Below are 12324 nucleotides of genomic sequence, written 5' to 3'. Positions count from 1 at the left end.
TTTGATTTTCGGCCCAGGCTTAAATCCTGCTTTTTAACCCAAAATTTGTCACCATTTAGCCTTTTCGGGTTTTATCTCGAACGCTTCTGTTCCAATAGTTCAGAATCAGGTGCAGTGTGTGACTGGGCATATTTTTTCATATATGTCGGCAAGGCTTGACTAATCTTCGTTGGTAAAACAACATAGTCGGTTTTGGCCAAATCATCACCAATGAGACTGTGTAAGTAGACGGCGCCAGCAATTGTTTCAATTGTCGGCTTAAACTGAGCTAAAAAGCCAGCAATGATGCCAGCCAAGGTATCCCCAGTTCCGCCAGTAGCCATCCCAGGATTGCCACCTGTATTTTGAAAAGGTTCTCCTGCGTGGAAAATTGTGGTGCGATGACTTTTTAAAACAATCGTACTGCCTAATTTTGCTTGTTGGGGCTGGTTACTTGCCAGTGTTTGTTGCTCAATAGGTAAGTGACTCAAACGTTGCCATTCCAATTGATGAGGTGTGAAAACAACTTTTTCAGGATAAGTAAGGGAAAAATTACCTTGGCTAAACAGGGTAATCGCTGAGCCATCGATAATTAACCATTGGTGTTTTTGATGTTGGACGAGCACCATCTTTAACAGTTGTTGTGCAGTAGCATCTAAGCCTAAACCTGGACCAATTAAAATAACCTCCGCTTGCTCTACGACGTCCGTCAGAAGGACTGTTTCTTCAAAGTCCACGACCATGGCTTCTGGACATCTTGCATGTAAAGGCCCGTGATTCTTAACATCAGTAATCACAGTGGTGAGACCAGCGCCACTATTGATGCACGCTTCGGTACTCATGATAATGGCTCCGCCATATTGTCGGTTTCCTCCGATTAATACAACACGCCCAAAATTGTTTTTATAAGAGTCAGAGGGGCGTTGAGTGATGACTTCCTTTAAAATGTCCTTGCTTAAATAGCGCATTCTATCACTCCTTTTCTTGGGATTTCTTTGTTCTCAGTATACTACAAGAACACCGAAAAAATCAGTTTATTTAATGTTAAAAGTTACTCTATTGAAGGCAATGAGGTGTATAATAAGGACCAGATAAATGAGTTAGGAGAGTGAAACAGATGGAAGAGAAAAAAACATTTTATATGAGTGGCTACGTAGGAATTGCGAGCTTATTAGTTATTTTAATTGCGGGAATTGGTTTATTTATTTATGGAGCGAGTCATACCAATGGTGTTCTTGTTGTTTTAGGTATTATTTTGTTAGTTGGGGCTATTTTATTTTTAAGTTCCTTAACTATTGTTAGTCCCAATCAGGCGAAAGCTATTTTATTTTTTGGTCGTTACTTAGGCACGATTAAAGAAAATGGGTTGTTTATTACCATTCCATTTACGCAAAAAATGAACATTTCTTTGAAAGTACGAAATTTCAATAGTTCTCTGTTAAAAGTCAATGACTCTGACGGGAATCCAATCGAAATCTCTGCGGTCATCGTTTTTCGGGTAGTCGATACAGCTAAGGCGTTATTTAATGTTGATTATTATCAAGACTTTGTGGAAATTCAAAGCGAAACGGCAATCCGGCATGTAGCAACACAATATCCTTATGATACTTTTTCAGATAATGATGTAACTCTGCGAGGAAATACCGAACAAATTTCCGAGGAGTTAACCAAAGAATTGCAAGAACGCTTAGCAGTGGCTGGTGTAGAGGTTATCGAAACACGATTGAATCATTTAGCTTATGCAACTGAAATTGCTAGCTCCATGTTGCAAAGACAGCAAGCAAAAGCAATCTTAGCGGCTCGACAAACAATTGTTGAAGGTGCGGTAAGCATGACACAAATGGCCTTAGAACAGATCGAAGAAGGGCAAGAAATTAATTTTACCGATGAACGAAAAGTACAACTTATTAATAATTTACTAGTCTCAATCATTACTGATAAAGGCACACAACCAGTTATTAATACAGGCGACGTTTCTTCTTAAAGAGGAAGCAACGCTAAAAATAGCAAAAAAGAGTCATCTTTCCGATGACTCTTTTTTTGATAGACACGAACATTATATAATTTTAATATATAATATTTCGGTTTTTCTTTGACATCTCTTTTTCTCATTGTTAGAATAACAGTGAAAAAAGGCGGAAGGAGTTATTACATTCATGAAACCATTAGTCGCTGTGATTATGGGAAGTACCTCAGACTGGGCAACGATGAAAGCTGCTTGTCTTGTGTTGGAAGAGTTGAAAATTCCTTATGAAAAACGGGTGATATCAGCACATAGGACCCCTGATTTGATGTTTCGTTTTGCAGAGGAATCACGAACAAAAGGATTGAAGGTTATTATTGCTGGCGCTGGTGGAGCGGCCCATTTACCAGGGATGGTAGCTGCAAAGACAACCTTACCTGTCATTGGTGTTCCAGTTAAAACACGAACATTAAACGGTATTGATTCACTGTTGTCTATTGTGCAGATGCCAGGCGGAGTTCCTGTAGCAACAACTGCGATTGGCTCAGCAGGTGCTACCAATGCTGGGTTATTAGCTGCAGAAATACTAAGTATTGATGATTTACAGTTAGCAGAAAGAATCCAAGCAAGACGACAATCATTGGAAAAAGCTGTTATGGAAAGTGGGGAACAACTTGAATAAACCTTTAAAAGTCGGTGCAACTATTGGCATTATAGGTGGGGGACAGTTAGGGCGAATGCTAGTTATGAGTGGTAAAAAAATGGGTTTCCAAATGATTGTGTTGGACCCAACGCTCAATAGTCCAGCTGGTCAAGTAGCTGACCGTCAAATTGTGGCAGCCTTTGATCATATATCTGCTTTAACTGAACTAGCAGAGTTATGCGATGCGATCACCTATGAATTTGAAAATATTGAAGTGGCCTCCCTAGAAAAGGCCATTCCACTAGAAAAGCTACCACAAGGAACAGAATTGTTAAAAATTACTCAAAATCGATTGCTTGAAAAAACGTTTCTTCAATCGATTGGCTGTAAGATTGCCCCTTTTGCGGAAGTAAAAAGCCAGAAAGAGCTGCCACAAGCAACAGAAAAGATTGGGTTTCCATGTGTCTTAAAGACTATTCAAGGTGGATATGATGGCAAAGGACAGGTCATCTTAAAATGCGATGAGGATTTGTCCCAAGCGACTGAATTATTAGCTAACACCACATGTGAACTAGAAAAGTGGGTGCCTTTCACTAAAGAACTCTCAATCATTGTTGCGGGGAATAAGCATGGCTATCAAGCCTTTCCTGTGTCAGAAAACATTCATCGAAAGAATATCTTGCATGAATCAATTGTGCCCGCTCGAATTTCTGAGGATGTGCAACAAAAAGTAGCGGAATTAGCGCAACACATTGCTGAGGAATTAAATTTATCTGGGGTTTTAGCTATCGAACTGTTTTTAACGGATTCAGAAGAGTTGTACGTCAATGAATTAGCGCCACGGCCTCATAACTCAGGTCATTACTCTATTGAAGCTTGCTCATTTAGTCAATTTGATGCGCATATTCGAGGGATTAGCAATTGGGGCATTGGGTTACCCCAGTTACTTCAACCAGTGGTTATGGTGAATCTCTTAGGAGAACACTTAGAAAAAAGCTACCAGTTATGCACGTCAAAACCCACTTGGCAAGTCCATTACTATGGGAAAGCCGAATCAAAAGTTGGCAGAAAAATGGGCCACGTCACCATTACAACACCTTGCTTATCAGAAACGTTAAAGGAAATTGAGGCTGTTGGTATTTGGAACGTAACTTAATAAATGCTTGCTTCAAGCAAGTTTTTTATTTTTACATTCGCCAAACACGAACGATTATTGTTTTTTTGTAACTAATGTAAGTTTTTTGGTGTAAATCAGCCGACTTAGAAAGAATAGGGTCCATGAAGCTAACGAGAAGAGGGAAAGAATGGAAAAGAAAGCACTTGTGTATACAGGAAAAGCGAAGAAGTTGTATCAAACAGAAAATGCAGCGGTTCTTTTTGTGGAATATCTTGATCAAGCAACAGCTTTAAACGGTCAAAAAAAAGATAAAGTTTTGGGGAAAGGCGCTTTGAATAATCAAATCACTAGTCTAATTTTTGAACATTTACAGCAACAGAAGATTCCCAATCATTTTATTAAAAAAATCTCTGATCACGAACAATTAATTCAGGCCGTAGAAATGATTCCTTTGGAAGTTGTCGTACGTAATTATGCGGCGGGAAGTTTTTCAAAGCGTTTAGCGATTGAAGAGGGCACTAAATTAGTGACGCCCATTATCGAATTTTATTACAAAGAAGATCGTCTGGATGATCCTTTTATTAACGAAGACCATATTCAATTTCTAAAAGTAGCCACTCCTGCTGAAATTGTGGAGATCAAAGCATTGGCTTTACAAATTAATCAGGCGCTTAGTCAACTCTTTCAACGCCTCAATATTTGTTTGATCGATTTTAAAATCGAGATTGGTCGGACGAAGGCCAATCAATTGTTACTGGCAGATGAAATTTCTCCAGACACCTGTCGTCTATGGGATTTAAATACAAACGAGCATCTGGATAAAGATGTTTATCGTCGTGAATTAGGAGAAATAGTTCCTGTATATGAAGAAGTTTTACAACGTTTACTAACAGCTAATTGAGGAGGAAGCGCGTATGTATTTTGTCAAAGTCTATGTTACGTATAAAGAATCAATTTTGGATCCCCAAGGTGAAGCGGTTAAAGAAGCAGTCCATCGGCTTGGTTTTACAGAAGTAGCCGAAATCCGTGTCGGTAAGTATTTTGAAATGCACGTCCAGCAGACAGAAGCAATTGAAGAGAAAATTGAACAAATTTGTGATCAACTATTAGCCAATGTAAATATGGAATCCTATCGTTTTGAAATTTTATCTTTGGAGGAAATTTAAATGAAATTGGCAGTGATTGTTTTTCCAGGATCCAATTGTGATGCAGACTTATTGTGGGCTGTCAAAGAGGTGATGGGCGTCGATGCAGAATTTGTCCGACACGATGCCACTTCTTTAGCAAAATTTGATGGCGTATTGTTGCCTGGTGGTTTTTCTTATGGCGATTACTTACGTTGTGGTGCAATTGCTCGGTTTTCGCCAATTATCAATGAGGTGATTCGCTTTGCTACAGAAGGCAAAATGGTTTTTGGTACTTGTAACGGCTTTCAAATTTTAACAGAAATTGGCTTGCTTCCTGGTACGTTGTTAAGAAATGATTCGCTTCGTTTTATTTGTAAAAGTGTCCCATTGAAAGTGAATACGCACACAAAGTTTACAAGCGAGTATCCTGAAAATGTTTCGATACATTTACCAGTAGCGCATGGCGAAGGGAATTACTATTGTGATGAAAAAACGTTGAAAGAGCTGAAAGAAAAGAACCAAATTGTTTTTACGTATCAAGAAAGGGTGAACGGTAGTCTTGCGAATATTGCTGGTATTTGTAATGAACAGGGCAATGTTCTAGGAATGATGCCTCATCCGGAACGAGCGATGGAAGAATTGTTAGGTTCAACAGATGGACGCAGCTTTTTTGCTTCAATCATTAAAAACTTTGGAAAGGAATTAAGCCAATGATGAATGAACCAACACCAAAAGAAATCAAGGAGACACGGTTGTATGCAGAATGGGGACTAACAGATGAAGAATATCATCAGATTGAGACCATTTTACAAAGAGAACCTAATTATACAGAAACTGGCTTATTCTCCGTGATGTGGAGTGAACATTGCTCTTACAAAAATTCCAAGCCCGTTTTAAAAAAGTTTCCGACGGAAGGGCCACGAGTGCTTCAAGGTCCTGGTGAAGGAGCTGGGATTGTCGATATTGGTGACGGATTAGCTGTTGTTTTTAAAGCAGAGAGTCATAATCATCCTTCTGCAGTGGAACCTTACGAAGGAGCAGCTACAGGCGTTGGTGGAATTATTCGCGATATTTTCAGTATGGGGGCGCGGCCGATTGCTTTATTGGATTCGTTAAGATTTGGCGAACTGACGGATGCACGAACACGTTATTTGTTTCAAGAAGTTGTGGCGGGGATTAGTGGTTATGGAAATTGTATTGGTATTCCAACCGTTGGCGGCGAAATTGCTTTTGAGCCATGTTATCAAGGAAACCCACTTGTTAATGCTATGTGTGTGGGATTGATTCGTCATGATGAGATTCAAAAAGGCCAAGCAAAAGGCGTCGGAAATAGCATTCTTTACGTAGGTGCGAAAACAGGACGAGATGGAATTCATGGTGCGACCTTTGCTTCAGAAGAATTTAGTGAAGGTGAAGAACAGCAACGATCTGCGGTACAAGTAGGTGATCCGTTTATGGAAAAATTATTATTGGAAGCTTGTCTTGATTTAATCAAAAATCATCAAGATATTTTAATCGGCATCCAAGATATGGGGGCGGCTGGCTTGGTTTCTTCAAGTACTGAAATGGCATCAAAAGCAGGTTCAGGCTTGATTCTAGAGCTAGATAAAGTTCCGCAGAGAGAGACGCAGATGAGCCCCTATGAAATGCTCTTGTCTGAGTCTCAAGAACGGATGTTAATCTGTGTGGAAAAAGGAGCAGAACAGCAAGTTTGTGAATTGTTTCAAACGTATGACTTAGAAGCGGTAGCGATTGGATCCGTAACAGATGATGGACAGTATCGTGTCTTTCACAGGGGCAAAATAGTCGCAGATGTACCAGTAGATGCTTTAGCAGAAGAAGCCCCTGTCTACCAGAAAGCTTATCAAGAACCAGAACGGATGCGTGCTTTTAAAAAATTATCGCCCTTCATTCCAGAAATTGCGAATAGTACGGAATTATTAAAACGTCTATTGCAACAGCCAACGATTGCATCAAAAAAATCAGTTTACGAAACCTATGATAGTCAAGTCCAAACGAATACAGTGGTGCAACCAGGAAGTGATGCAGCTGTTTTAAGAGTGCGGGGCACCAACAAAGCCTTAGCGATGACGACAGATTGTAATAGCCGTTATTTGTATTTAAATCCTGAAATTGGTGGGCAAATTGCGGTTGCAGAAGCAGCTCGTAATATTGTCGCAAGTGGGGCACAACCTTTGGCTATCACTGATTGCTTGAATTATGGTTCCCCAGATAAACCAGAAAGTTTTTGGGAATTATGGACGTCGGCGGATGGAATCGCCGCAGCCTGCCGTCAACTAGGAACACCCGTGATTTCAGGGAACGTCTCTCTTTACAATGAAACAGATGGTCAAGCCATTTATCCTACACCGATGATCGGCATGGTGGGAGTGATTGAAGATGTATCACATATTACCACACAAGCGTTTAAACAAATTGATGACTTAATTTATCTCATCGGTGAAACTCACGCAGATTTTAACGGCTCAGAAATTCAAATAATGCAACTGGGTCGAATTGAAGGGCAATTACGCTCATTTGATTTAAAAGAGGAAAAAGCAAACCAAGAGTTAGTTTTAAAAGCAATTCAAGCGGGCCTGGTTGCTAGCGCCCATGATTGCGCTGAAGGCGGCGTTGCCGTTGCTTTAGCCGAATCGACTTTTGCCAACGAATTGGGGTTACAGGTGACACTGCCATTAAAAAAAGAATATCTATTCGCGGAGACGCAATCCCGTTTTATTCTTTCAGTTAGTCCCCAGCATCAAGAAGCATTTGAAACACTTATTGGAAAAAAAGCCCAACACATTGGGAAAGTGACTGAAACTGGTTTGGTCATTCATGCGTTAGATGATGTGATCAATTGTTCAACAAAAGAAGCCAAAGCCTTATGGGAGGATGCGATTCCATGTCTTATGAAGCAAAAAGCTTAAATGAAGAGTGTGGTATTTTTGGTATTTGGGGTCATCCAGAAGCGGCACAAGTGACCTATTTTGGCTTACACAGCTTACAGCATCGAGGCCAAGAAGGCGCGGGAATTGTGGCGAACAATTCTGGGAAATTAGATGGGCACCGTGATTTAGGTTTATTAGCAGAAGTCTTCCAAAAGCAAGAACAACTGAATGCGTTAGAGGGAACAGCGGCTATTGGTCATGTACGCTATGCAACAGCTGGTACGGGTAGCGTGGATAATATCCAGCCATTTTTGTTTAAATTTTATGATAGTCAAATTGGGTTAGCGCACAATGGCAATTTGACAAATGCCAAGCGTTTACGAAAACAACTAGAAACAGAGGGGGCAATTTTTCATTCCAATTCAGACACTGAAATTTTAATGCACTTGATTCGAAAAAGCACTGCTGCCTCGTTTCTCGATAAACTAAAAGAGAGCTTGAATTTGGTTAAGGGGGGCTTTGCTTATCTTTTACTAACAGAAACAATGATGATTGCTGCACTCGATCCCAATGGCTTTCGTCCTCTCTCCATCGGACAAATGAACAATGGCGCGTATGTTGTGGCATCCGAAACGTGTGCATTAGAAACAGTTGGTGCTCGCTTTATTCAAGATGTGGCACCTGGTGAAGTAGTCATCATTTCTGATGAAGGCTTGCAAATAGAGGTTTTCACTACGGAAGTCCAACCAGCGATTTGCGCAATGGAATATATTTATTTTGCGCGACCAGATTCAAATATTGCTGGAGTTAATGTGCATACAGCACGTAAAAGAATGGGGAAGAACTTGGCAATCGAAAGTCCAGTTGCAGCTGATATGGTGATTGGAGTGCCCAACTCGTCATTGTCTGCAGCTAGCGGCTATGCAGAAGAAGCAAAGATTCCTTACGAACTAGGTTTAGTAAAAAATCAATATGTCGCTCGAACATTCATTCAGCCAACACAAGAATTAAGAGAACAAGGTGTCCGTATGAAACTATCGGCAGTTCGTGGCGTGGTCAAAGGGAAAAAAGTCATTTTAGTTGATGACTCGATCGTTCGTGGGACCACTATTCGGCGTATTATTCATTTATTAAAAGAAGCAGAAGCGCAAGAAGTTCATGTCAGAATTGCTTCACCACCATTAAAATATCCCTGTTTTTATGGCATTGATATACAGACTAGGGACGAACTAATTGCGGCAAACTATTCAATTGAAGAGATCAAAGAGCAGATTGGCGCAGATTCGCTTGCTTTTTTGAGTGAAGCAGGGCTGATTGATGGGATTCAATTAAATTATGATGCTCCTTATTCTGGGTTGTGTATGGCTTACTTTAATGGAGACTACCCAACGCCTTTGTATGATTATGAAGAACAATATCAAGCATCCTTGAAAAAAGAAACTAGGAGGAATTGACATGGAAAATGCCTATTCAAAAGCTGGCGTAAATGTTGAGGCGGGATACGAAGTAGTAGAACGAATTCAAAAGCATAGCCAAAAAACGCAACGGACGGGAACGTTGGGCATGCTTGGTGGTTTTGGCGGTTGTTTTGATTTAAGTAGTTACAAGCTTAAAGAACCAGTTTTGGTATCAGGAACAGATGGCGTAGGTACAAAGTTACTCTTAGCAATTGAAGAACAGCAACACGAGACAATCGGAATTGATTGTGTAGCAATGTGTGTCAATGATGTCGTCGCACAAGGAGCCGAACCGTTATATTTTTTAGATTATTTAGCGTTAGGAACCGTTAATCCAGCTAAAGTTGAAGCAATTGTTGCGGGTGTTGCGGCTGGCTGTTGTGAGGCAAATGCAGCCTTAATTGGGGGCGAAACAGCTGAAATGCCTGATATGTATGAAGCAGATGTTTATGACGTGGCTGGTTTTGCCGTGGGTATTGCTGAGAAAAGTCAACTCTTGGCACCAAGTAATGTAAAAGAAGGCGATTTCTTGATTGGTCTTCCTTCAAGTGGTCTTCATTCTAATGGTTACTCTTTAGTAAGAGATGTTTTTTTTAAGAAACATTCGTTTAAAACAACGGACGAGTTTCCAGAATTGGCCCCCAAAACGTTAGGGGAAGAATTATTAACACCAACAAAAATTTATGTGAAGGAATTATTGCCATTGTTAAAAGCAGGACTCGTGCATGGGGCTGCGCATATTACTGGCGGCGGATTTTTAGAAAATCTACCAAGAATGTTTTCTTCCTCATTAGCTGCAGAGATTCAATTAAATAGTTGGCCAGTGCTACCAATTTTTAAATTGATTCAAAAATACGGTGAAATTCCACCTGAAGAAATGTATGAAATTTTCAATATGGGTCTAGGGATGATTTTAGCGGTAAGTCCAGAGCATGTCGAAAAAGTTCAGGAGCTTTTGCCAGAAGCTTTTGAAATTGGTCGTTTGGTACCTAGGGAAACGAAAGCCGTTATTTTTAAGGAAGCCTTATGAAGATAGCTGTTTTTGCCTCTGGCAATGGTAGCAATTTTGAGGCGATTGCTACAGCTTTTTCCCAGAAAAAAATCGCAGGGCAGTTGAGCTTAGTCTTTTGTGACCAGCCTGAAGCATACGTATTGACACGCGCCCAAAAACGCAAGCTTCCCGTTGTTTGCTTTTCACCATCTGATTTTCCATCTCGTGCGCAGTATGAGGAACAAGTATTGAAACATTTAAAAGAGCATCAGATCGATTTAATCGTGTTAGCTGGTTATTTGAGAATTATCGGCAAGACTTTACTGGAGGCTTATCCAAAGAGAATCGTGAATATTCATCCTTCTCTGTTACCTAGTTTTCCAGGTCTTCACGGAATTGAAGAGGCATTTCATTATGGAGTGAAAATAACAGGAATCACTATCCATTATGTTGACTCTGGGGTTGATACAGGACCGATTATTTTCCAAACAACAACCAAGATTGACACCGAAGACACATTGGACACATTAACAGAGAAAATTCATGCTCTTGAGCACGAATGGTACCCAAAAATAATTTCACAAATTGTAAAGGAGATAATGAAATGACCAAAAGAGCATTGATTAGCGTTTCAGATAAAACAGGAGTGACAACATTTGCAGCAGGCTTAGTTGCAAATGGCTTTGAAATTATCTCCACTGGGGGAACAAGGACTGTCTTAGAAGAAGCGGGGGTACCGACACTTGCTATTGACGACATCACTGGCTTTCCAGAAATGTTAGATGGCCGTGTCAAAACGTTACATCCGAACATCCATGGTGGACTTTTGGCGAAAAGGGGAAACCAAGCGCATCAAAAAGCACTGACTGAACAAGGCATTCACTTTATTGACCTTGTAGTAGTGAATCTTTATCCATTTAAAGAAACAATTTTAAAACCAGCGATCTCTGAAGCAGAAGCGATTGAAATGATTGATATTGGCGGTCCTAGCATGTTACGTTCGGCGGCAAAAAATTATCAAGACGTAACAGCAGTGGTTGATCCTAGTGATTATGAACAGGTATTAAGTGAAATTAGCAGCGCTGGAACTAGCCAGTTAGCCACTAGAAAAAGATTAGCAGCAAAAGTCTTTCGTCATACCGCTGCTTATGACGCGCTTATCGCTGACTATTTAACGACGCAAGTGGGTGAAACTGAACCAGAGAAACAGACGCTCACTTATGAACGCAAGCAAACATTACGCTATGGCGAAAATAGCCATCAACAGGCCACCTTTTATCAATCCGTTGTACCCGTATCATTATCCATTGCTTCTGCTCGACAACTTCATGGCAAAGAACTTTCATATAACAATATTCGAGATGCTGATGCAGCGCTCCGGATTGCTAGCGAGTTTACAGAACCTACGGTCGTCGCTGTTAAACATATGAACCCATGTGGGATTGGAACAGGAAAAACGATTTTGGCGGCCTATCGTCAGGCATTTGAAGCAGACCCAGTTTCAATTTTTGGTGGTATCGTTGTTTTGAATCGTCCGGTGGACCAAGCCACTGCGGCTGAAATGCATCAAATTTTCTTAGAGATAATTATTGCGCCTAGTTTTGAGGCAGAAGCACTGGCACTGTTGTCTCAGAAAAAGAATCTTCGTTTGTTAACGTTAGATTTTCATGCTCAAGAAAAAAAAGCGGCGGAATTAGTTTCTGTTATGGGTGGGTTATTAATTCAAGAGCAAGATACAGTTGCTGAAAATGAACAAGCATGGCAAGTTGTTACAGAGCGACAACCCACACCAGCCGAAAGAGACGCATTGAACTTTGCTTGGAAAGCAGTCAAGCACGTAAAATCAAACGCTATTGTTTTAGCCAATGAAAGCCAAACTGTGGGAATTGGCGCTGGTCAAATGAATCGAATTGGTTCAGTAAAAATTGCAGTTGATCAAGCCCAAGCAGCTGGAAAATTACAGGGCGCCGTCTTAGCAAGTGATGCCTTTTTCCCCATGGCGGATAGCGTGGAATATGCTGCACAACATGGTATTCAAGCAATTATTCAGCCAGGCGGGAGCATTAAAGACCAAGCATCCATCGATCTAGCCAATCATTATGGCATTGCGATGATTTTTACTGGGACTCGTCATTTCAAACATTAATATTTAAAGG

12 protein-coding genes are annotated in these 12324 nt (G+C 40.5%); 11 read left to right on the top strand and 1 reads right to left on the bottom strand.

Going from position 1 to position 12324, the window contains the following annotated elements; genetic code table 11:
* Positions 1-71: 71 nt before the first annotated feature.
* Positions 72-947, bottom strand: coding sequence for an NAD(P)H-hydrate dehydratase (locus IGI87_RS08220; protein ID WP_438736618.1), 876 nt, complete (start codon positions 945-947; stop codon positions 72-74).
* A gap of 149 nt (positions 948-1096) precedes the next feature.
* On the opposite strand from IGI87_RS08220, the gene IGI87_RS08215 reads away from it, so the two are divergent.
* The 11 genes from IGI87_RS08215 (at position 1097) to purH (ending at position 12314) form a co-directional block, all read left to right on the top strand.
* Positions 1097-1963, top strand: a complete 867-nt coding sequence (locus IGI87_RS08215; RefSeq protein WP_002357267.1) for an SPFH domain-containing protein — start codon at positions 1097-1099, stop codon at positions 1961-1963.
* Positions 1964-2135: 172 nt separating this feature from the next.
* Positions 2136-2624: a 5-(carboxyamino)imidazole ribonucleotide mutase gene (gene purE / locus IGI87_RS08210; RefSeq protein WP_002365766.1), complete on the top strand. Its 489-nt coding sequence runs from the start codon at positions 2136-2138 to the stop codon at positions 2622-2624.
* Positions 2617-3741 carry a 5-(carboxyamino)imidazole ribonucleotide synthase gene (gene purK, locus IGI87_RS08205; protein WP_438736616.1) on the top strand — a complete coding sequence of 375 codons (1125 nt, stop codon included), beginning with the start codon at positions 2617-2619 and terminating at the stop codon, positions 3739-3741. The genes purE and purK overlap by 8 nt, the downstream gene beginning before the upstream one ends.
* A 148-nt stretch (positions 3742-3889) precedes the next feature.
* Complete coding sequence (purC, locus tag IGI87_RS08200; RefSeq protein WP_438736614.1) at positions 3890-4603, top strand: phosphoribosylaminoimidazolesuccinocarboxamide synthase; 714 nt, start codon at positions 3890-3892, stop codon at positions 4601-4603.
* Positions 4604-4616: 13 nt separating this feature from the next.
* A complete protein-coding gene (gene purS, locus IGI87_RS08195; RefSeq protein ID WP_002357271.1) occupies positions 4617-4868 on the top strand; it encodes a phosphoribosylformylglycinamidine synthase subunit PurS in 252 nt (83 codons plus the stop codon).
* Positions 4869-5543: a phosphoribosylformylglycinamidine synthase subunit PurQ gene (gene purQ, locus IGI87_RS08190; RefSeq protein ID WP_002408883.1), complete on the top strand. Its 675-nt coding sequence runs from the start codon at positions 4869-4871 to the stop codon at positions 5541-5543.
* Entirely contained in the window at positions 5540-7759 is a 2220-nt protein-coding gene (purL, locus tag IGI87_RS08185) for a phosphoribosylformylglycinamidine synthase subunit PurL (RefSeq protein WP_438736612.1), read from the top strand. The genes purQ and purL overlap by 4 nt, the downstream gene beginning before the upstream one ends.
* Entirely contained in the window at positions 7735-9174 is a 1440-nt protein-coding gene (gene purF, locus IGI87_RS08180) for an amidophosphoribosyltransferase (RefSeq protein WP_438736610.1), read from the top strand. The genes purL and purF overlap by 25 nt, the downstream gene beginning before the upstream one ends.
* A 1-nt stretch (position 9175) precedes the next feature.
* Positions 9176-10207, top strand: a complete 1032-nt coding sequence (purM, locus tag IGI87_RS08175) for a phosphoribosylformylglycinamidine cyclo-ligase (protein ID WP_438736608.1) — start codon at positions 9176-9178, stop codon at positions 10205-10207.
* A complete protein-coding gene (purN, locus tag IGI87_RS08170) occupies positions 10204-10776 on the top strand; it encodes a phosphoribosylglycinamide formyltransferase (protein WP_280210661.1) in 573 nt (190 codons plus the stop codon). Before purM ends, purN begins: the two co-directional genes overlap by 4 nt.
* Entirely contained in the window at positions 10728-12314 is a 1587-nt protein-coding gene (gene purH / locus IGI87_RS08165) for a bifunctional phosphoribosylaminoimidazolecarboxamide formyltransferase/IMP cyclohydrolase (RefSeq protein WP_438736605.1), read from the top strand. Before purN ends, purH begins: the two co-directional genes overlap by 49 nt.
* Positions 12315-12324: the final 10 nt, after the last annotated feature.

The sequence above is a fragment of the Enterococcus sp. DIV1444a genome (assembly GCF_051712125.1).
GTDB classification, from domain to species: domain Bacteria; phylum Bacillota; class Bacilli; order Lactobacillales; family Enterococcaceae; genus Enterococcus; species Enterococcus faecalis.
Note: the sequence above shows the minus strand (reverse complement) of the source record. Positions and strands in the feature narration are given on the sequence as shown.

Excerpts from the sequence above, each read along its gene's own strand:
- IGI87_RS08220 (WP_438736618.1), bottom strand. The coding sequence starts at position 947 with ATGCGCTATTTAAGCAAGGACATTTTAAAGGAAGTCATCACTCAACGC.
- IGI87_RS08215 (WP_002357267.1), top strand. The coding sequence starts at position 1,097 with ATGGAAGAGAAAAAAACATTTTATATGAGTGGCTACGTAGGAATTGCG.
- purE (WP_002365766.1), top strand. The coding sequence starts at position 2,136 with ATGAAACCATTAGTCGCTGTGATTATGGGAAGTACCTCAGACTGGGCA.
- purC (WP_438736614.1), top strand. The coding sequence starts at position 3,890 with ATGGAAAAGAAAGCACTTGTGTATACAGGAAAAGCGAAGAAGTTGTAT.
- purS (WP_002357271.1), top strand. The coding sequence starts at position 4,617 with ATGTATTTTGTCAAAGTCTATGTTACGTATAAAGAATCAATTTTGGAT.
- purQ (WP_002408883.1), top strand. The coding sequence starts at position 4,869 with ATGAAATTGGCAGTGATTGTTTTTCCAGGATCCAATTGTGATGCAGAC.
- purL (WP_438736612.1), top strand. The coding sequence starts at position 5,540 with ATGATGAATGAACCAACACCAAAAGAAATCAAGGAGACACGGTTGTAT.
- purF (WP_438736610.1), top strand. The coding sequence starts at position 7,735 with ATGTCTTATGAAGCAAAAAGCTTAAATGAAGAGTGTGGTATTTTTGGT.
- purM (WP_438736608.1), top strand. The coding sequence starts at position 9,176 with ATGGAAAATGCCTATTCAAAAGCTGGCGTAAATGTTGAGGCGGGATAC.
- purN (WP_280210661.1), top strand. The coding sequence starts at position 10,204 with ATGAAGATAGCTGTTTTTGCCTCTGGCAATGGTAGCAATTTTGAGGCG.
- purH (WP_438736605.1), top strand. The coding sequence starts at position 10,728 with ATGGTACCCAAAAATAATTTCACAAATTGTAAAGGAGATAATGAAATG.